At 63.4% G+C, this 20501-nt stretch carries 13 protein-coding genes and 5 pseudogenes; 13 read left to right on the forward strand and 5 right to left on the reverse strand.

Translation table 11 applies throughout. The features are described 5' to 3' along the window. A partial coding sequence (locus AWB78_RS34985; RefSeq protein ID WP_062611199.1) for a helix-turn-helix domain-containing protein occupies window positions 1-473 on the reverse strand: 473 nt, incomplete at its 3' end. A gap of 185 nt (window positions 474-658) precedes the next feature. Then, window positions 659-3274 (reverse strand): hypothetical protein, encoded by a 2616-nt coding sequence (locus AWB78_RS46975; protein WP_157697719.1) that lies wholly within the window; start codon window positions 3272-3274, stop codon window positions 659-661. Window positions 3275-3542: 268 nt separating this feature from the next. Between AWB78_RS46975 and AWB78_RS47855 the strand changes: the two genes are divergently transcribed. Next, a complete protein-coding gene (locus AWB78_RS47855; RefSeq protein ID WP_198399416.1) occupies window positions 3543-3749 on the forward strand; it encodes a hypothetical protein in 207 nt (68 codons plus the stop codon). Between the two features lie 292 nt (window positions 3750-4041). Here AWB78_RS47855 and AWB78_RS35000 read toward each other — a convergent pair. Next, window positions 4042-4356 (reverse strand): annotated as a pseudogene (locus AWB78_RS35000) (transposase); the annotation flags it as partial. A gap of 148 nt (window positions 4357-4504) precedes the next feature. Between AWB78_RS35000 and AWB78_RS35005 the strand changes: the two are divergent. Further along, a pseudogene (locus tag AWB78_RS35005) lies at window positions 4505-5505 on the forward strand (IS110 family RNA-guided transposase). Window positions 5506-5627: 122 nt separating this feature from the next. Further along, window positions 5628-5975 (forward strand): annotated as a pseudogene (locus tag AWB78_RS50165) (IS66 family transposase); the annotation flags it as partial. A gap of 61 nt (window positions 5976-6036) precedes the next feature. Here the strand turns inward: AWB78_RS50165 and AWB78_RS50170 are convergent. Beyond that, window positions 6037-6288, reverse strand: a pseudogene (locus tag AWB78_RS50170) (IS110 family transposase); the annotation flags it as partial. A gap of 136 nt (window positions 6289-6424) precedes the next feature. Here AWB78_RS50170 and AWB78_RS44185 point away from each other — a divergent pair. Further along, window positions 6425-6782: pseudogene (locus AWB78_RS44185) on the forward strand (transposase); the annotation flags it as partial. On the opposite strand, the gene AWB78_RS47860 reads toward AWB78_RS44185, so the two are convergent. Then, window positions 6726-6962 (reverse strand): hypothetical protein, encoded by a 237-nt coding sequence (locus AWB78_RS47860; protein WP_062611201.1) that lies wholly within the window; start codon window positions 6960-6962, stop codon window positions 6726-6728. The pseudogene AWB78_RS44185 and the gene AWB78_RS47860 sit on opposite strands and share 57 nt — an antisense overlap. 1104 nt (window positions 6963-8066) lie before the next feature. Between AWB78_RS47860 and AWB78_RS48695 the strand changes: the two genes are divergently transcribed. From AWB78_RS48695 to AWB78_RS35060, 9 genes are read left to right on the forward strand one after another with little or no spacing between them, the layout of a single operon-like run. Then, the gene (locus AWB78_RS48695) at window positions 8067-10247 is read left to right on the forward strand and encodes a phage tail sheath C-terminal domain-containing protein (protein ID WP_062611202.1); all 2181 of its coding nucleotides are present in this window, start codon (window positions 8067-8069) and stop codon (window positions 10245-10247) included. A gap of 14 nt (window positions 10248-10261) precedes the next feature. Next, window positions 10262-10777 carry a phage tail protein gene (locus AWB78_RS35025; RefSeq protein WP_062611203.1) on the forward strand — a complete coding sequence of 172 codons (516 nt, stop codon included), beginning with the start codon at window positions 10262-10264 and terminating at the stop codon, window positions 10775-10777. Between the two features lie 3 nt (window positions 10778-10780). Then, a complete protein-coding gene (locus AWB78_RS35030; protein WP_062611204.1) occupies window positions 10781-11425 on the forward strand; it encodes a hypothetical protein in 645 nt (214 codons plus the stop codon). Next, complete coding sequence (locus tag AWB78_RS35035) at window positions 11422-12120, forward strand: hypothetical protein (RefSeq protein ID WP_062611205.1); 699 nt, start codon at window positions 11422-11424, stop codon at window positions 12118-12120. Before AWB78_RS35030 ends, AWB78_RS35035 begins: the two co-directional genes overlap by 4 nt. A 3-nt stretch (window positions 12121-12123) precedes the next feature. Then, window positions 12124-13458: a Pvc16 family protein gene (locus AWB78_RS35040; RefSeq protein WP_062611206.1), complete on the forward strand. Its 1335-nt coding sequence runs from the start codon at window positions 12124-12126 to the stop codon at window positions 13456-13458. Beyond that, entirely contained in the window at window positions 13455-15314 is a 1860-nt protein-coding gene (locus tag AWB78_RS35045) for an ATP-binding protein (RefSeq protein WP_062611207.1), read from the forward strand. The genes AWB78_RS35040 and AWB78_RS35045 overlap by 4 nt, the downstream gene beginning before the upstream one ends. Next, the gene (locus tag AWB78_RS35050; RefSeq protein ID WP_062611208.1) at window positions 15311-15571 is read left to right on the forward strand and encodes a hypothetical protein; all 261 of its coding nucleotides are present in this window, start codon (window positions 15311-15313) and stop codon (window positions 15569-15571) included. The genes AWB78_RS35045 and AWB78_RS35050 overlap by 4 nt, the downstream gene beginning before the upstream one ends. Continuing rightward, window positions 15568-19857 (forward strand): eCIS core domain-containing protein, encoded by a 4290-nt coding sequence (locus AWB78_RS35055; protein WP_062611209.1) that lies wholly within the window; start codon window positions 15568-15570, stop codon window positions 19855-19857. Before AWB78_RS35050 ends, AWB78_RS35055 begins: the two co-directional genes overlap by 4 nt. Then, complete coding sequence (locus AWB78_RS35060; protein WP_062611210.1) at window positions 19854-20492, forward strand: hypothetical protein; 639 nt, start codon at window positions 19854-19856, stop codon at window positions 20490-20492. Before AWB78_RS35055 ends, AWB78_RS35060 begins: the two co-directional genes overlap by 4 nt. Window positions 20493-20501 lie beyond the last annotated feature (9 nt).

Consider the following 20501-nt stretch of genomic DNA (forward strand, 5'->3'; position numbering starts at 1 on the left):
CGAACCGGATCAGACTGGGCCACCTGCGGGCGCGGTTTGCGCAGCCGGAACCCCATCTGGCTAAACAGTCGTTGGCACTGGCGCACGCCGAGTTCGACGCCATAATTCTTGCGCAAGTGCTCCGACAAAAGGGGGCCATCCCACAGGCCCGCCTCGAACCCGAACTCGCGTGGCGTCTTGCGTAAATCCGCTTCCACACGACGCCATTGCGATTCGTCCAGCATGCGCGGACGTCCGGGCCGCTCGCCTTCGCGCAATCCGTCAAAGCCGCCTTGCTCGAAACGTCCAACCCATCGCTGTATGGTCGTTGCTGCTTGACCGAGCAACTGGCCAACCTCGGTGCATGAGTAGCCGCAACAAACCAGTAGCACCCCATGCAGACGGTGGTCATAACGTGATTCCTCGCTCCGCTCGATTTCCTGTCGAATTGCGAGTTGCATGATCTCCGCGTCGGCAATTTCAAGCTTGCGCATGGACACCTCTCGAAAAAGGTAACCATGCAATCATACTATGCTGCAATATTTAAGTCGCCGCGTTTAATATACGACTGATCGTCCTCTTTGCGTCCGTGGGCAGTTCGACAACATCTAAGAAAGCATAGGTGTACACGACTATCTCCATTCAGAGAAACTCCTGCTAATGCCGCCTAAAACTATACCTACTTGATCACAATTTCCTTGCGCTGATATATGCCGAGGAAGTTTGCCGGGAATTTTCCATTTCCGCGTTTAACAGACAACAGGGGGAAGTCAGGTAAGTTTGCGGAGGACGTCGTCGAAATCATATAGTCTCGCCCTGGATCTGCGAAGACTGTTGCGCAGCCAACTATTGCCCTTGGGGCTATTGTAGAAAGAGCCGGCGACCAGCGTCCGTCGCATGCCAATGATGGCGTCGGAGGCAGAGACATCAATTCCTGATCCGGGAAACGCTTCAACACATCCCGTTGTGAACGAATGGCTGACGCCAGGTTTCCATTGTCGCTTGGCGAGGTCGCGAACATTAAGACATCCGCGCGTAGCATATTTTCGAAGTCGAAAAGAAACGTGCGACGCATAGTCTCCAACCGTTGTCGTGCATCGATATACTCTTGGATTGATTTCAATTGCTCGGCCAGCAAGGCTTTCTTTAGTTCGTTAGTGGCTTGAACGAAAACCGCAAAACGCTCCTTCACATCATCAAGTTTGGCTCGGATTTGTGCTACCGCCTCGCGCTGTTGCGCGGTGAGGTCTTCCCCATTCAGTGCAGACAGTAGTTTTGACACGCTCTTCAACGTTTGCCCTACTTGTCCAGGTAGAGCTAGAAAATTTGGAGGCGAAGCGGACCAAGATTCCGCAACGGCCTTGGCTTGTTTTCCTGCGTCGCTGGCCAACGAAGCGATGACTTGCAGTACATTAGTTCTCGCACTCAGCGCCTGATTGGCTTCTTCTAGTGCCTTCTCCAAGGAAGAAATCTGCTCCGTAAATCTGTCTCTTTGCTGGTTGGTGGTAAAATCGTAAAACATACCCTTCAGTGATTGGATCTCTATCAGGATCTGCTTGAGCGAAGTTTCCGAGCGTACGAGTTCGGCTCTAAGCTGCTCTGCTGGAAAGTTCGGCACCGCAAGCGGTAGGCTCGCGCTTAATAGTCCCCCGTTCCGATAAAAATACGAACGAGTCAGGTCTTTACCATCGATAGGCGAAAGGTCACAGATTCTGTCGATTAGTTCTGCCTCTACATCTGTCAAACCGACTGGGGGGCCAACACATTTGAGTTCCGACAGAAAATCTGTTGAAACGTTAGTTGCTCTTGGAGTTTCTCTTCTTAAGTCCCCTTCTGTCCGGTCAAGCAGTGCCAGTTGCCTCGCCAGCAGAATTTCAGCAAGAAAGGAGGTAATTAGGCTTCGCGCGATTGGAGAATTCGAGGTAACGGGGTAAGCCTCCATCACGGGTGAGACTGCCGACGTTTTTTGCGCCGCAATTGACCGAAAGAGAGAAGGTAGATCATAGCGCGCATTGAGGTCGATCTCAGTCAGTGCCGCTCCGAAGCTCGCGAGTGCCAGCTCTGGACTCTCGCTGTTTATCTGGAACACACCGTGCTTGGCGGTCCAGTCAAGCTTGTATCGTTCTTCCATCGTAGGAGGCGCGCCAAGAGAGCCGGTTAGGCGATCGCCTGACCTCGACAGCACGGTGAACGACGGAGTTCGTCTTTGGAAATAATATGCCGGTACGCCGGCAGCGGTATCCGCGAGGAAGACTAAGCTTTGTCCGTGTTTGGCGGCGAATTCTGGGCCGTCAAAGCATGAATTCACAGACATCAAGTGGTCGTTTGGTTCACAAACCCCGTGCCTCAACATTTCCGTCCATTCATGCCGGTAGAAGTTCTCATTTCCGACAATGTTCACCGTAACATCGCCTCCGTCGCCGCCAATGCCGGGTCGACCTTCAAGCCCCCCTGCGATATTCGGCATCCCGTGCGAAACACAGTCGGCCTGGAATGTATAGCGGCCCGAACGGACCGGCGGCGAGTTAAAAAAGCACGGAAACGGAGTACCACGTCCGCCCCGCCCACCCTTCAACCCCCCCGCGTTCAGAAATACTGTTCGCTCTCTGTCGAAGAGATCTCCGCCGGGCGCTTTACTGAACGCGTAGCTTTTTCGAACGCAATCCGAGCAAAACTTAATCACACGCGCATGAATATTAATATTGCCAGACCGGAATGCTGATCTATCGTACCCCGAGGGCGCGTCAGGCCCATCCGTTGGAGAATTCTGCCACGGATCACCCGGGAAGCGTAGAATCGGAACTGGGGCGGACGGCATGATAGGTATTGCGATTCTTCCCGCCATGAGATCGCTCATTGTTCCTGTTCGATATTCGTATTTTTTTGTACCCGGATTGTAGTGTTCGTGCCAAGAGTAATAGTTCGTGAACGGTTCGAGCGCTTTCGGCGAATATTGAAATGCTGAGGTTAAGGACGCCGTCCTCGGTGCGTTGCTTTCTGTCCAATATCGATTATAGACAGAATATACCCGGGTATCGATTGGCGCGTTAATGATGAGCTGATCTGCCAAGATGAAAACGTTCCCGCCGTTGGTGCGCAGTTCCTCATCGATAGTGACCGTTACGCCAGCAAGAACGACGTCGTGCTTTCGGAAGTCTAAATTGAGCCCGATCTCTTTGCTGATTTTTGGAATCTGCTCGTACGCGTAGATGATCTGCTTACCTTCTGCAAAGACGGTACACACAGCCACCGAAAATAGCCCCGCCAAGCTCATTGTCGATACATATCGCTTCATTTGCCTATCTCCGCGACGCGCCCTCCACGCTCCATAAGCTATAGATGATGCGGCGCAATTATCAAGATTTGTTGCTCATGCAACGCAACATGGGCGCTCGCGTCCGGATGGATGGGCTCTGATTCAACGCCGGTTTAACCAATCGCTCCGCCTCGTCACCGTTGTTGGTCTAGTAGCCTCGCGGCGCGTCTGCATTTCCGATGCGGCGCCTCCGTTTTTTTTGGACACAGATTTGGGGTAAAACGTGTGATCCAAACAGGAGTGGTTGATGTTGAAGAAAGCCAATACCAATGCGGTTGCGCCAGAGGCGCTGGAAGGAGCGCGTAGCGCGACTGGAAGCGCCTCTGGCGCCGCCGAATTCAAACGGTGGTCGACCGGACGCAAACGTAGCGTCGTCCTTCGATTGCTGCGCGGCGAACCCGTCGACGCCGTGTCCCGCGAAGTCGGTGTGACGATCGCCGAGCTCGAGCAATGACGTGAGCTTGCACTGGCTGGCCTGGAGGCCGGTTTAAAGACGCGGACCAGCGATCCGCTGCAAGCGCGGCTCGATGATGCCGTGCGACGCGTGGGCGAGCTGTCTATGGAAAACGAGATCCTGCGCAAGGAACGTGAACTGCAGGCCCGTCGCCCTTTGACCGGTCGGAGATCGTCGACATGAGCCGCGAGATCTCCGTCAGTGCAGGCAAGCCCTTTGGATTGCAACGGGTTTGCCAGGTGCTCGAATTCCCGCGCTCGACCATCTATGCCATTCGTGCCAGAGCGAGCACCAAGGTGACGCCGATGGTTCCGCGCAGGCGTGGACCGAAGCCGAAGATGGTGCTGTCATACAGAGCCTCTTCGCAAGCGAAGTCGGCCAGATTGAACCAGTGCTGCACGAAGTGAATCCGCAGCATGCGCTCCAAACCAATCGGCGGGCGACCGTTGCCGCGTTTCGGGTAATACGGTTCGAATACCGCGCACAGTTCGGTCCACGGAACGATCGTGTTCATCGTGTCAAGAAACTCGTCGCGTCGCGTGCGTTTGCGTCGAGTCTCGAACCCCGCACCTTGATCCGCGGCCATCGCGAGCGTCTGCTGCTTCATTGTCTTTTGCCTTTCTCGTTGCTTGTGCGCTCTATAACGCTTGATGCGCACAAACGGTGGACTTAATCAGATGGGATGGACGCCTCCCTCCGGCGGCGATCACCTACCGTCCGACGTGACACGAGCGACCGCCGCCTCTTCCTGCCACATGGACATAGCCAAGCATGTATTCCAATTGCATGCCGTTATGGCTCAAACCGGGGAGATTCAGCGCATAAAACTCAAACGTAACCAGGTCATCGAATTCTTCACTAGGCGTGAGCCTTCGCTTGTCGTCATGGAAGCGTGTGGCAGCGCGCACTGCTGGGCCAGACAGCTGATGAGCCTCGGCCACGACGTGAAGCTCATTGCCCCACGCTCAGTGCGCCCCTTCGTTCTGCGTAACAAGACTGACGCCGCCGACGCGCGGGCTATCTGGACAGCTGCTCAGCAGCCCGACGCGCGGTTTGTCGCCGTTAAGACCGAAGCGCAGCAGGCCATTCTCGCGCTGCACCGGCTCTCCGCGCGCAACTGATGAAGTTTCGCATCATGCAGACCAACGCCCTGCGCGGCCTTCTCTACGAATTCGGCGAAGTGCTGCCCGAGGGATATCGCGCTTTTGCCGACAACATCTCCGCCTGTCTCGCTAGAGTTGCCGACCGTCTTCCGGGTTTGCTCGTCGACAGTCTTCGTGAACAGTGGACCCGAGTACAGGCAATCGACGGCGAGATCGCCGTTCTGGAGCGTCGCCTCGCCCACGCCTTCAGGAACAACGAGGACTGCCGCAAACTCAGCGACATTCCCGGTGTCGGTCTCCTCACCGCCACAGCCATGGCAGCCGCCATTGGCGATGCACGCAACTTCAAATCAGGACGCGAGTTTGCCGCGTGGCTCGGCCTGGTGCCGCGCCAGATCGGAACCGGTGGCCGAGTGCGTCAACTCGGCCTGAGCAAACGCGGAGATACCTACCTACGCACCCTACTCATGCACGGGGCACGCTCCGTTCTCCTTCGGGGTAAGCATAGCGAATGGCTCGACGCACTGCTCAGCCGCCGACCCTTCAATGTCGCCGTCGCGGCGGTAGCGAACAAGCTAGCCAGAACTATCTGGGCTGTCCTGGCGCACACCGACAGATATCAACCCATTCAAGCGGCCGGACTGACGAACTGATGTCACAACCAGTGAATTAACCTACTTCCTTCATCGAGGTGCGCAAGCGATAGACCCACATTGGCTAACAGGTTGGACCGGGGCAGGGAAAACCCGATAAGGCATATGAACCTTCGTGTTCGATGATCAGATGTAAGCCGGGACTCGCGGCGCAGGCGCTGCAGTGGATCGCCCAGCTGTACGCCATCGAGTCGCGAATCAACCATCAGACACCCGACATCAAGCACGCAGCGCGGCAAGCTGAGGCATTACCGGTGCTTGCAAAGTTCCGTCAATGGCTGGAAGGCAACGTCATCGGTTTGCAGGCTCAGGCACCGCTCGCCAAAGCGATCGGGTACGCGTTGCGTCATTGGCAAGCGCTGATTCGCTACACAGAGAGCGGAGTTCTGTTACCGGACAACAACGCGTTGGAACGGCAGATCAGACCGATTGTTCTTGGAAGAGTCAACTGGACCTTCGCGGGTTCGCCGCGAGGAGCCCGTGCGACCGCCATCATGTATTCGCTGCTCGGCACGGCTCGCCTGAACGGCTTGCTTCGGCGTCGAGTGCGTCGTTCTTTACGTGAACGCCGTCCTTGCGATAGGGGGCGACAAACTGAGGCGGAATCAGGCGCACGTCGTGCCCGAGCGCGCGCAGCTTGCTTGCCCGTTAGTGTGCCGCGCCGCATGCCTCCATCGCGACCAGGCACGGTTCGAGATTGGCAAACCCGCTCACGAATCGCTGGCGGGCGATCGCTTTCCGTACCATGACGCGCCCGGCGCCGTCGACCGCATGAACCTGCATGACGTTCTTCGCGAGATCCACACCAACACGAGTAATCTTTGTCCATGGCTTCCCCCTTCCCGGAAGGTTGTGCAGCACCAGCCATGACGGCACCAGACAGTTGCCCGTCCGGTGACCGGGGAGGTCCTTACCAATTCGCATCGCCATCTCGAACGACCGGCTGCTGCGCTTCGATGGCGACTCGGTCCTGTTCCGGTGGAAGGACTACCGGCACGAGGCCCGCCACAGGACCATGATGCTGACGGCCGACGAGCTTCCTGCTGCACGTGCTGCCCGACGGCTTCAAGCGCATCCGCAGCTACGGGTGGCTCGCCAACTGTCATCGGGCAGCGCGCCTGGCCACCTGCCGGCGGTTGCTCGGCGTCGAGCCACCCGCCGCGGCGTCACCCGCCCCCGGCGAAGACTACCGTGACCGCTACCTGCGGCTCACCGGCAAATCACTGCGCGAGTGCCCCAAGTGCGGCAGGGTCCACATGGTCCGCAGACACCAATAGTTTGCCCAGGCGCACCAAAGCGGTATCGCGGCCCTGCAACAGTTCGCTCAACGACTGCAGGGTTACGTGCACGGCATTCTCTCGCGTTGCCGACATCCGCTGAACACCCGCGTCGTGGAAGGCATCATCGGCGCGTAGCAGTTGCGTTTCCGTGACAGTCGCCTCGATCATGGCGAGCACGTCGCGCTCGATGTCCGACCAAATGGAACGGCCGAGCTATCGCAGGGTCGGCTCGGCGAGTATCAGGATCCGACGCTCATATAGCCAGGAATGAGCATGCTGGAACCTCTCCTCGAGCGTAAGGCGTCAGGGCGACGCTTAATATTGTGTTTGAGCGCAGCGCGGTGAAAGTCGCATGCTGCGTCCTTCGGGGCCTAGCTGCCGTAAAGCAGTGGGGGCTACCCACTACAAGACCCCGAAGCTAATCAGTTGGAAGTATGACGATCCATCGCGCCGGATTCGTCCGAGGCAATTTAATGACGTAGCGGACTTGTCGACTCCGCTTTGACGCATTAATTAGTAAGTAGCTGGCGCATCTGGTTCCAGCTTCCAGATAGATGTCGCTACACACAAACCCGGCAGAGCATCGCTCAACCTAACCCTTTACGTGGAGCTTTCTTGACTTTTCATCTTTCATACCCTACCTTGAGTTCACGAATAGTGGCCCTCTAAGAACGCGAGACTATATTTGAATATGCTCAAAAAAGAGGCCTCCAAGAATCACCGATGGTCGAGCAAGACCCGCTTGTGGGTGATGCGGAAGATTTACGTTGTACGATTTTAGCGCCGCGTCTTGCTGCACTTTTGATGGACTTCCGGCCCGTTGTTTCGAATCGTGAATTTAGAATTCCTTTGTCGTCTTAATATAGGATATCTATGTGATAAGACCGGAAGTTTTCGTTGGAAGTCTGGCATGCTCAATTGCTTGATTCGCCCACCGTTGTAACTGATCTGTGTCAAATAATTGAAATGAATCGATTCTTAATCGAAGTGTCATAACGAGTCGGAAATGAGATAAGCATCACGTGAATTCCTAAACGAAAGCGAGCGCCGGGCGATTAAATTGGATGCAGCAGTAAGATAGGACGCGTCGGCTTGATGATAGGCGATGATTAGTTACCCTACGTGCTTCGTGGCTATCCACGAGCGAGCTTTCGCACGAATCTTAGAAATATCGCCGCTCATAAAATAATGTTTGACTTATGCATTATAGGATTACTTTCTGTCTTGCGATTGCGGGATTTAATGTATCCCGAAGGGGATAAGTAGACCCAAGGAGGCAATATGCTTCAGGGTGGGTATCCGGGCGTCTATATCCAGGAAATTCCCTCAGGCGTGCACACCGTCACGGCGGCGGCCACGTCCAATCTCGCGGTCATCGGCCATTTCCCGCGCGGGCCGGTAGGCGAGGCGCTCCGGGTAAATTCCTGGGCCGACGTAGAGCGGACTTACGGCGGATTAGATCGGCGCTACCTCGCGACCTACGCCCTGCAGGATTTCTTCCTGCAGGGCGGATCAGTCGCCTATGTCGTGCGCGCCGGCTTCCAGCAGGCGACTGCGACGCTCACCACCACTGAAACCGCGATGCAGGTGGTCGCCCGCAATCCGGGCGCCGCCGGCAACCGCGTGCACTACGCCGTCGCCCACAACCCCGACAACAGCTTCGACCTGTCGATCTTTGCGGCCGAGGGCGAGGAGCCGGTGGTCTTCGCCGGACTGTCGGTGACCTACGGTACGGCCAACTATGCCGATACCCGGGTCAACGGCTCGCAGGGGCTCGTCAAGCTCGCCAATATCAAGCACATGCCAGCGGAGACCGACGCGCCTGTTGCACTCACGCATGGTGCCGGTGCTGCAGGCAGCGATGTTGCGGTCGCCGCGAGCGCCGCGCTCAATTCGGTGCCGCTGCCCGCGCTGATTCTCCAGGCGATCGAGAGCGGGGCGGATCGTCGAGTTCCCCGTCACGTCGAAGCGGTCAACAACGGCAACGGCACCTTCAACATCAACATCGGCGACTTCGCCGCGGAGAATCTCACCATCAACCCTGCGGGCGGTGGCCACTATGTAGTGACCGCACTGGCCGCCGCGGGCAGCCCGGTACGCGTTGTGACCACGCGCGGACCGCTTCGTGTCCCCGCGACGACCGCGACCGCGGTTGGCTTTAGCGGCGGTGGCGAGGAGGTCCCGGCAGCGGAGGTCACGCTGACTGCGGCCGGAGGAGGGAGCGCGCTGCAACTGGAGGCCGCCAATGCGGGCGAATGGGGCAATTCCCTGCGCGTGGGCGTTGCCAACAACCCGACGGGAGGCTTTGACCTAATTGTCGCCGAGTTCCGTGGCAGCCAGCCGAAGTCGCCGCCGGAGACCTTCCGCGGTCTCAACACGACGCCGGCCGACCCAAACAACGCGCTCGAGGTGATCAACCACGGCTCGCAATTGCTGACCGTGATCGCGGCCGATGCGCTTCCCTCCGAATCCGCCGCCGGCGTTGCCGTCGACGACCTGACCATCGCGCAGATGAAACCGCTTTCGGGAGGCCTTGACGGCGTGCTGCCGGACGAGCCAACCTGGGCGGCCAATGCGCTGGGCGCCTTCACCGCTGCGATCCCGGTGCTCGACGGCATCGAGCCCGAGATCTTCAACCTCATGATCGTGCCCGAAGCGCCGATGATGGCGGACGAGGGTGTTGGCCTCTACGCTCTGGCAGCCGATTATTGCGCGCGACAACTCGCGTTCCTGCTGGTCGATCACCCCGACAGGGCCGACAGTGCCATCGGCATACTTGACTGGAACATTGCCGCGATGCTGGGCTCCGACCTCGGGCGCAATGCCGCGCTGTGCTTTCCGCGCGTGCGGCGTCCCGACCCGCTCAACGGTGAACGCGAGCGCGCGTTTCCCGCCAGCGGCGCGATCGCGGGTGTGATGGCCCGCACGGACGCCCGGCGCGGTGTGTGGAAAGCGCCCGCCGGCACTGAGGCGTCGATCATCAAAGGCACGCCGAGCGTGATGCTGACCGACCTTCAGCAGGGGCGGCTTAACCAGCGCGGGCTTAACTCGCTGCGGGCCTTTCCCAACATCGGCACCGTGCACTGGGGCGCCCGCACGCTGGCCGGGTCGGACGCGCTGGCGTCGGAGTGGAAATACGTGCCGGTGCGTCGCACTGCGCTGTTCATCGAACGCTCGCTCAAGACCGCGCTCGCCTGGGCTGTGTTCGAGCCGAACGACGAGCCGCTCTGGGCCAACATCCGGCTCAACGTGAACGCGTTCATGCAGGACCTGTTTTCCGCGGGTGCCTTCGCCGGAGTCACCGCGAAAGAGGCCTACCACGTCAAGTGCGACAAAGAGACGACCTCGCAGCAGGACGTGAATTCAGGGATCGTCAACATTGAGGTGGGGTTCCAGCCGCTCAAGCCCGCCGAATTCGTCGTCCTCAAACTCACTCAGCTCGCCGGGCGCTTTGCAGCCTAACGGGGGACATCGCCATGTACACATTCAAGCCCAGCGGACACCGCTTCGATCCGTACAAGACCTTCCGTTTCCGCGTGAAGTTGGATGGTCGCGATGTCGCGGGAATTTCCAAGGTGAGCGCACTCAAGCGCACGACCGAGGTCATCGAATATCGCGACGGCGGTGATCCGCTGGGTCTGAGGAAAAATCCGGGCATCACCAAGTTCGAGCCTTTGACGCTCGAACGTGGGCTGACGCTCGACCGCGAATTCGAGGTCTGGGCCTCGCAAGTGTGGAAGCTTGGCAACCCGGCCGGCACCCAGATCGCACTCGCGAACTTCCGCAAGGACATTAAGCTCGAATTGCACAACGAGGCAGGCCAGGTCGTCCTCGCCTTCGACGTGTTCCGCTGCTGGGTTTCGGAATATTCGGCGCTGCCCGAACTCGATGCCAGTGCAAACGCAGTCGCCATCGAATCGATGGTGCTCCAGCACGAAGGCTGCAGGCGCGACGACGCGGTTCCAGAACCCGTCGAACCGAAGTCGGTATGAACCATGGCGCCGATCACGGAGGCCCAGACCGTCGGGCTGATCGAGCGGGGGGCCACGCTCGCTCCGCTCGACCGCGCGGTCCGGTTGGTCGCGGTGCTCGCGGGAATCACTCCTGTCGAGGCGAGCAACTGGCCGCTGGATGAGCGGGACCGCGCCTTGATCGAAGGCCGCCGGGCGATGTTCGGCCCGGCGCTGCCGTTCGTCGCGCACTGCCGAGTGTGTGGCGAGGCGATGGAAGGCGCGCTCGACTGCGACGCCTTGCTGACGCTCACGGGCGATCCGGATGCGCAGGTCCGCGCGCCCAGTAGTCGCGACCTCGCGGAAGCGGCGCGCAACGACAATCCGGCGCTACTCGCTGCATTCTGCACGTCCGACCTCGCGCTGGCCCCCGAGGAGCTGGAAGCGCGGCTCGAACGCGCTTGCCCCTTGCTCGACGTGCGTCTCGAGCTCGAATGCGAAGCCTGCGGGGGCACGATCACCGAGCGCTTCGATATCGCGTGCTACTTCTGGCAGGAGCTCGAACGCCGCGCGGGGCAGGTACTCGACGAGGTGCATGCGCTCGCGCGCGCCTATGGCTGGACCGAGGGCGAGGTGCTGGCGCTGAGCCCCGCGCGGCGCCGCGCCTACCTAGACAGGATCGCGGCATGAGCACGCTGTTCGCTCAACTCGTCGATGCCGCCATCGGGCGTGTCGAGGTGCTGCGCCCACCGCCGCGCCCCCGCTTCGCGGTGGAACACGGATTCGAACCGCAGGACGGATCGCCGCAGCCTGAGGCGCAAGGGATCGGCGGAAGCGCGCGAAAGGCGCGGCAGGTTGCCCCCGACGCCCCGGTTCGGCGCGTGTCGCCTGCGGTCCGCACGCTCGCGAAGGAACCATCGCCGCAGAGCCGGACGCGGACTAATGGTCCGACGCTGCTGCCGCCCAAAGCACCGCGCGAGGAGCGGCGAGAGGCGGTGGCCGCCTGGCGCGCGCCAACGCCCACCGCCGACGACTTTGCGCCTCGAGCCCATGCAGCTCGACGACTGATCGTCGAAGCGACGAGCAGCGCACCGACCCGGCCAGCCGTGGACGACGACCGGACACTGCGCGACCCTTCATTCGCCGTCCGGCCTGACGAACACGAGGTCTTCCGGCGCGCACCGGCCGTGTCCGAGCCGTTGCGCCGCGATACTGTAGCGGCTCGCCTCCCGGCGGTCCTGCCACCGGAAATCCGGATTGGTCGAATCGAAGTGAGCCCTCCCGCGACCACCGCCGTCTCGAATGCCGTACCGCGCGCGCCGCGCCCGGGGCGCGCCCCACCGCGCCAGTCACTCGACGACTACCTTCGCGCACGGAGGCGCTAGGCGATGCCCGACGGTTACGCCCTCGCCGCGCTCAATGAGGCAATGCGCTTTCGCATCGCCCAGTTCCTGCGCCGCTTCGAATCCGCGCAGGTTGGCAGCTTCGATGTCGTCACCCGCGCGCCCGAACTGCTCTCCGGAAGCAATCCCGCGACGGTGACGATCAACGTGTTCCCCTGGCGTTTCGAGCTCAACGCCAACTGGCAGTCGAGCCGCGAACCCGCCTACGGCGCCGGCGGCGAGCGGCGCGCAAACTCCTGGCTGGCTCTCGACATCAAGTACGTCGTCTGCGGTTACGGTCCGGACCCGGACCTCGACCGCGCGCTCGGCATCGCGTTGCTGGCGCTGCACGAAACGCCCCGGCTTTCGGCAGAGATTCTGGAGGCCGTGTCGAGCGGCACGTTCGAGGACAACTCGCCGCTGCCGCAGGCGCTGCGCGACCTGATCGACCAGCCCGCACCGCTAAAGGTCACGCCGGTGTCGCTGACCATGGAGGTGCAATCGCAGCTCTGGTCGATGATGAACGCGGGGCTGCGGCCGGGAATGACCTACGAGGTCTCGACGCTGCTGATGGAATACAAGGCGCCGCGCGGAGCCGCGCTGCCAGTGGCCGAGCCGCGCCTGGGTGTCACACTGCTGCGGCGGCCTCACATCGCCCGGATGCGTTTCTCGCCCGGCCCGCCGGCACAACCGGTGTGGAGCGACCAGCCGGTCGCCAGCCCAGGCGACCTCATCGCGCTGACCGGCTCGGGTTTGCGCGGCGACATCAACGAAGTCGCGATCGGCAAGCGGATCGTCGCGCTGCCCGACGAGGACGTGCACGGCGACCGTATCGAGACGGTGTTGCCTGCGGACCTGCGGCCCGGCGTTGTGACCATCCAGGTCCGCCAGCGCTGGCCAAAGCCCGTAGGCGAGATCCCGCCTGCGTCCACCGGCACGATTCCCGCTGAGACCTCCAACCTGCTGCCCGCCGCAATCCGCCCGGTGCTCGACGGTCCGGCTGTGACGTTGGGCGACCGGCAGGTGGACGACGACGTGGTCAGCTTTACCGCGACCGTGCATTTCGCCGTCGCGCTCGGGCGCTCGCAGAAGGCCGAGTTGCTGCTCAGCGCGCGCGCCGCGGACGACAACGGCCGCTTCGCCGCCTTTGTCTTCGAGAGCCCCACACCCGGCATGCCCGCGCCCGGCGTGCCCGACACTGCGGTGTCCTCGCGTACCTTTCCGATCGTCGGCGTGCCCGAGGGCGACTACCTCATGCGCGTGCGTGTGGACGATGCCGAAAGCGCGCTCGAACGCAATGCGGACGGCTATGTTGGCCCGGTCCTGACGGTGCCGAGATGACCGCGGCCGTCCATCGTCTCAAACCGCCGCTGCTCGATTTCGAGGAGGAGTTGGTGGCGCTCGACGCGCGGCTGGCCCACCTTTCCGGCAGCGCGCCCCCCGCGCGCGGCGAGCCGGTGGGCTGGCAGATCGAGGCCATTGCCCGGCGCTTCGCGCTCGATGGCTTCGAACAACGCGCACTGTTGTTCGCCGCCGCGGCCGAACTACGCGGCACGACGCGGGATCTCGTCGCGCGCTTCGGCGCGGGGCCGCCAAGTGTAGGCCTGCTGATGCGCGTCTGCGAGACGCTGGGCGGCCAGCCCGAGACCGGCTGGCACGCGCTGCGGCCCGACGGCGCGCTGCGGCGCGCGCGGCTGCTGGCGCTTGGCGAACCGCATTGGCGCGTCACCGAGCGCCCGGTCTGGGTTGAAGAACCGGTGCTTCAAGCGCTCCACGGCCAGGTCCAGCTCGACGAAGAACTGCTGGCGCTCGCGCTTGTGCTGCCGGTTGGCATCAGTTCCAGGCCTCCGCTGGCCGCGGTCGCGCGCGTGCTCCAGGCGCTGGGCGGCGCGGGCCTGCCGCCACCGCTGGAGTTGGGCTGCGACGATCCGGAATGTGGACTCAGCCTCGCGCGCGAGGCTTTTGCGCAAGCCGGTCTCGGCACCGTCGCGCTGCCGCTCGCTGCGCTCCCGCGCGAGGCCGGGGGGCTGGCGCGGCTGCGTCAGGCGTGGCTGCGCGATGCAATGTTCCACCAGCTCGGCCTCGTGCTCGTCGGTGACGGTTCGACGTTGCCCGCGCCGCTCGAACTGGTGACCGGATGGGGTACGCCCGTGATGCTGGTTGGGGCGAGTCTGCCCGCAGCCGCAATCGGGATTCACATTCGGGCCGAAGCGAGCAGTGAGGGGCATGCCGAATTGTGGAGCGCCGCGCTGGGCGGGCAGGGTGAAGCTGACATGGCCGAACGGCTGGCTCACACTTTCCGCCTCCCTGCAGCGACGATCCGCGCAATCGGTCATTCCAGCCGCTCGCCGCAGGAAGTCTGGGTCGCCGCCCGCGCCGCCGCTCGTCCTCGCGACGAGAGTCTGGTCGAGCGCATTGATCCGCGCGTCCGTCTGGCCGACGTGGTCGTGCCGGACCAGGTCGCAGAGGTGCTGCAGGCGCTGGTCCACGCCGGGCGCGGCCACCACCGTGTCGCGCGCGCTTGGGCGAAGGGACATTCGGGAGAGCGGGGGCTGGGCGTTGCCGCACTGTTTTGCGGTGCGAGCGGCACCGGAAAGACCATGGCCGCCGAAGCCATCGCCTGCGAGCTCGGGCTCGATCTCTACCGGGTCGAGCTCTCCGCCGTCGTGAGCAAGTACATCGGCGAGACGGAGCGGAACTTGCGACGCGTCTTCACCGAGACCGTTGGCGGCGTGCTGCTTTTCGACGAGGCCGACGCGTTGTTCGGCAAGCGCAGCGAAGTGCGCGATTCGCACGACCGCTATGCCAACTTGGAGGTCGGCTACCTGCTGCAACAGATGGAAAACTGTCGCGGCATAGCTGTGCTGACCACCAATATGCCCGACGCGATCGATAGCGCGTTCGTGCGCCGGTTGCGTTTCATCGCCCGTTTTCCGCTGCCCAACGGGTCCGAGCGCCAGTGCATCTGGGAAGGCGCCTTCCCGCCCGGTATCGTCTGCGAGCCGCTCGATTTCGCCCGGCTCGCCAAGCTTTCGCTGACGGGCGGGGTGATACGCAACATCGCACTCGGCGCTACCTTCCGCGCTGCCGGCCTTGGCCGGGCCGTCGCCATGGCCGATGTGATTGCGGCGGCCCGGATGGAGCTGGTCAAGCTCGGCCGGCCGCTGAACGAGATCGACGGGCGGAACTGGTCATGACCGAGCCGTTCCCACCCATTTTTGTCGACCATCTGACGCTGCCGCTGGCGGACGCCGCAGCAGCCGAGCTTGCCGCCGAGGCGATGCGCGGCGAGATGGCGCGGCTGTGGGTGGCCGATCGCGCGGCCGGGCTCGAGTGGCGGTCAGCACCCGACTCGGTCTTGCTCGACGGCGCTGCGGACGAGACGCCCGAGGCGCTCGGCCGCCGACTGGCTGGCGCGATCCGTGCACGGCTCGTGCGGGGGCCGCAGGCATGAGCGCGGCGTCGGCCAGGGTGAGCACGCCGGCGCGGCCGAAGACCGGCGGCGCCCATGCCGTGCCGCCGCGCATCGAGCGCATCGCCCTGCCGCACCGCGACGCCATGGCGAGCCGCTATGGCAGCAAGGTGGCGCACTTGCCCGTCTATTCCGGACCCGCCGTGGAGATGGCGCTCAAGCGGCATGGCGCGGAAGGAGCGGCCGTGGACGGCGCGATTTTCCTACCCGCCGCCACGGCCGCGCCCGACCTCGTGGCGCACGAAGTGGTCCACGCCCTGCAGCAGCCGCTCGCGAATGGCGACGGCGAGGCGTTTCTCCACCGGCTCGAAACCGCGCCAGCCGCCACTGCGAACAGTGCGGTCGAAAAGGAGGCTGGCGTGCTGGCGCGGCCCGAGGGCGTGCCGGGCGATCCCGCGCCGATGCTCGCAATGCCTGGCGGCGTCGTCGCGCTGCGCCGTTCGCAGAACGTTGCGCCATCGATCGAAGTGCCCGCAGCGCCGCTGGCGCTCGTGACGCCCGTGACGCCCGAGCAGGCAGCTCCGGCTGTCGGGCCGGAAACGGCCGCCCCGGTGCAAGCCCGCGCGGCTGCATCCGGAAGCGAGGCCGAGGTCGGAATCGCGCCGATCTTCACAGCGCCGGCCATGCCTCGCACCTTACTCGATCCCGCCGAGGCGGCCACGCGCGAGGCGGCGCGGGCGGAGGCTGAGGCCGCGGTTGCACGCGCCGACAGTCCAAGCGCAGTGATGGACGCCTATGCGCGGATGGCGCCATCGGTCAAGGCGCTCCATTCGGGCGAACTGGGCGCGCGCCTTTCCGACACGAACGCTAATTCCACCGGCGAAATCGCGAACGGGATGCCTGAAGTTTCCGCACGGCTGAGCGGCACGATCGGAGATTTGCCCGCGCCCGTCCCGATCGTCGTCCCGGGCGAGGACAGCGCCGCGCCTTCCGCCGCGGCGGCAGCACCAGCGATCGAAGTGCCTGCGGGGCCCGAGCAGCCGCAACTGCGGACCGATCCCGCCTATGGCGGGGCGATCGAGCGCATGTTCAGCGCCGGCGCGGACCCGGAACGGATTGGCGATCAGATCAACCAGGTCTCGACCGCGAACCCCGGCATCCAGACCAGAGTCACCGATCGCGCGGACATCCCGCTCGAAGGCGCCAACGATCCCGCACGCATAGATGAGCATGCCCAAGCGCGCGGGGCGGAGGCGGCAGTGGGACGCCAAGCGGCTACGGGCGCGGTGGTGACCGGACTTGGTCCCGAGATCATAGTCCCGCGCGAGATGGAGTACTCATTCGCGATCGAGGTGACCACGCCCGAGACCGCGGCGCTGGCGCAGCCCGAGGGCGCCGCCCAGTTCAACGCGATGACGCTCCCGGGCGAAGTCGTGGCGCGCTTCGACGAGGACACGGGCCCCGCCATGGCAGCCAGCGCGGATGCCGCCCGCGACCAGATGCAGGCCGCCGAGTCCGAGCGCAACACCGCGCATGCCGACGCCGTCCAGACCGCCGAAACCGACCGCGCGGCCGCCGAGCAGCAGGCCGACGCCAGCCAGCGCACCGAGGTCGTCAGCCGCCGCGAATCGATCCAGGCCGAGCGCCAACGCACCGTCGATGCACAGCAGGCGGCGGTCCAGCAGGTCAATGCCGAGGCCGAGACCGCTCGCGCTGAACACCGCGCCGACGCCGATGAGCGGGTGCGCAGCGACCGAACGCGGATCGATTCAACTTACGATCAGGCCGAGCGCGACAGCCAGGCCGAAGCTGACAGCGGTGAGCGCCGCGCCGAGAACGAGCGGCAGCGGGCCGAGCGCGAGTCCGAGGACCAGAGTTGGTGGGATCATGCCACCAGTTTCATCCGCCGCGCCTTCGAGGTGCTGATGAGCGCCATCAACGCCATCTTCGACGCCGCGCGTTCGGCGGTGGCCGCAATCATTGACGCTGCCGTCAACGCGGTCACGGAGATCATCGTGGCGGCGGCCGCCGCGCTCCAGGCGCTGGTGAGCGCCTTCGGGGAACTCCTCAAGGGTCTGATCGACGGATTGCTCGGCCAGATCTTTCCCGAGCTCGCTTGCGCGCTCACCCAGTTCATCGCCGAGGCGATGGCCGCCGTGAACCAGGCGATCGACGGGATCGCCGATACCCTCGTCGCCGCGGTCCAAGCGGTCGGCGCCACGCTCAACGCGGCGATCAACGTGCTGCTCGAGCTCTACCAGAACGCCATCGACGCTGCGCTCGCCGCGTTGCAGGCGGTCATGACGGGCGACTGGGGGGCGCTGCTGCTCAAGGTGCTCGACGCGATCTTGCGGATGCTCGGAATCGACCCGGCGGCATTCCACGCGCTGATCGCGCAGGCGAGCGATGCCGTTGACACCGTCGTCAACAATCCGAGCCAGTTCGTGCAGAACCTGCTCGACGCCGTGGTAGGTGGAGTGCAGCAGTTCGCCGACCACTTCGGAGCCCACTTGCGCGACGGCATCATCGGCTGGCTGACCGGCGCGCTCGGCGGCATCCAGATGCCGGCACAGTGGGATATCTGGGGCGTGCTCGACATCGTCCGTCAGATCCTCGGGCTCACCTGGGATTTCGTGCGCGAACGGGCGGCGCGGATCATCGGGCAGGAGAACGTCGCGCGGCTGGAGGCCGCGTTCAATTGGATCGCAACATTGGTGACCGAGGGCTGGTCTGGCCTGTGGAACCGCCTGATGCGCGAGCTCGAAAGCCTCAAGGACATGGTCATGGAGGCGATCCGCAACTTCGTGCTGGAGCGGGTCGTAATGGCGGCGATCCGATGGCTGGCGAGCCTGTTCAGCCCGGTCGGCGCGGTAGTGCAGCTGGTGATGACGATCTGGAACGTCTACCAGTTCGTCTCCAACCAACTGCAGCGCCTGTTCGGCATCGCGCAGGCCGTGGTGCAGGGGATTTCCAGCATCGCCCACGGCGTGCTCGGCCCAGCGATGAATCGGGTGGAGCAGGTGCTGGCCGACCTGCTTCCAGTGGTGATCGACCTGCTGATGAGCCTGCTCGGCGTCACCGGCGTCGCCGCCCGCGTGCGCGAGATAATCGGCGACGTGCGCGCGGCCATCGCCCGCGCGGTGGATAACCTGCTCGACCGCGTGCTGGGAGCGCTCGGCCTGCGACGGGGCGGAGCGGCTAGGGAGGATGCCGACGACACGGCCATAGGCGAGTCCGTGCCGGTAGACGTCGCCGAGGGCGAGGACCACACGATCACCGTCGAGTACGGTCCGAGCCGGCGGCTAGCGGTGATAATGCGGTCCGATCCCAAGCCAATGGCGGAGTGGCTGACCGATCTTGCGCGGTTAGCCGGCGCGCAACGAGACGACACGCGCCGAGCCGAGGCCAGCGCGGCCGTCACACGGGCGCGCGCAACGCACGCCGAACTCGAGGCCGCAGCCTTAGCGACGCCGCCGGCAGCCGGTTCGCGCGTCACGCAGTTGGAGCGGGAACTCGCCGCGGACGTGAAGATTGTCTTCGATATTGTCACACCGGCCGGTCGCGATCGCCAGCTTGCCGAGGCGGTGAGTCGGTTTGGCATCGTCAACTTCCTCGTTGGCATCGCTAAGGGCCAGAGCCCAGGCGGGATCGGTGAAGCTCGGCTGGAGGAGGAGCTGTGGCCCGGCGCTGCGAACAGAGAGAACCGCGAGTTCATCAAGAATGCATTCCGCGCCGCCGATCCCGGAATGCACGAATGGATCCCCACCAATTACATCCCGAACGTCATCGCCCGTGCCAGCGCCGCGCGCGAAGGCGAAGAAACTGCCGAAACGGCGGCTCTCTGGGTTCTTGTCTACCACCGCTGGCGCTCGCCGACCGAGCACATCATTTTCACACCCATTGGTCGCCGCCTTCGCAGGGTCCGGCTGTCCACTGCGGTGGCTGGAGCCACCGACGCCGTGGTGCTGCAAGGGCATGTCGGCGCCATTTACGCAGCGGCAGAGCGACAGCGCGAAACGCCCGGCGTAGTGCAAGCGCAGACGCAGGGGCAGGGCCCGTGGCATGAAGATCTGCGCCGTTTCTTTCGCGAAGAGTCGCCCGGGACCGACAGCCGTGCCGCGATTGCTTCGGTGATCGACAGGGTCGAGCAATACGCCGAGGAAACTGTCTGGGGAGGTGCCCTGACAGCTGACATCTCGCGCTTCACCGGTTACTACACAAACGGTGGAGCAAGCCCGATCTCGCTATTAACTATCCAGACAACCGGTCGCGATGCGATGCGAAACATCCTCACCGGCTTTACCGCAGCGCGGGGCGTGCTCCGATGACCCCGCTCAACCCCAAGCTGCTACGCGGCGCGATCGTGTTCTTTGCGCTTCCCGATCCCGTGCCTTCGGCGATCCTGTTCCAGTACAACCCGGCGAGCCTGCAGCGTTCGATGGAGATCCGCACCGCCGGCGGTGGCGAGGCGGCGGGCGAGGAAGCGTTCCGCGTCGACGACGCGCCGGTCGAGACGATCAAGGTCGATATCGAGTTCGACGCCACCGATGACGGCCTCGGCGGCGGCGTGAACGGCGTGCTCTCGCGGCTCGCCGCGCTCGAGTTGCTCATTACGCCTAACACCGCGACCGTGATTGCCAACACCATCCTCGCGCAGGTCGGCGCGATCGAGCTTCTGCCGCCGCAGGCCCCTTTTACGCTGTTCGTCTATGGCGGTCACCGGATCCTGCCGGTGCGCGTCACCGAATACTCGGTGACCGAGGACGCATACGAATCCGCGCTGAAGCCGATCCGTGCGAAGGTCTCGCTGGGGTTGAAGGTGCTGACCTATTCGGACCTGCCGGGCTCCCATCCTGGCCATCACCTCTACCTCGCCCACCAGGTGGCGAAGGAAGCGTTGGCGAAGGCGACGACCGTCCAGGGCCTAGATGCCGTGCTCGGTCCGAACGCACGAATCCTGTAAGGAGGAGAG

The sequence above is a fragment of the Caballeronia calidae genome (genome assembly GCF_900044055.2).
In the GTDB taxonomy this organism is placed as follows: domain Bacteria; phylum Pseudomonadota; class Gammaproteobacteria; order Burkholderiales; family Burkholderiaceae; genus Caballeronia; species Caballeronia calidae.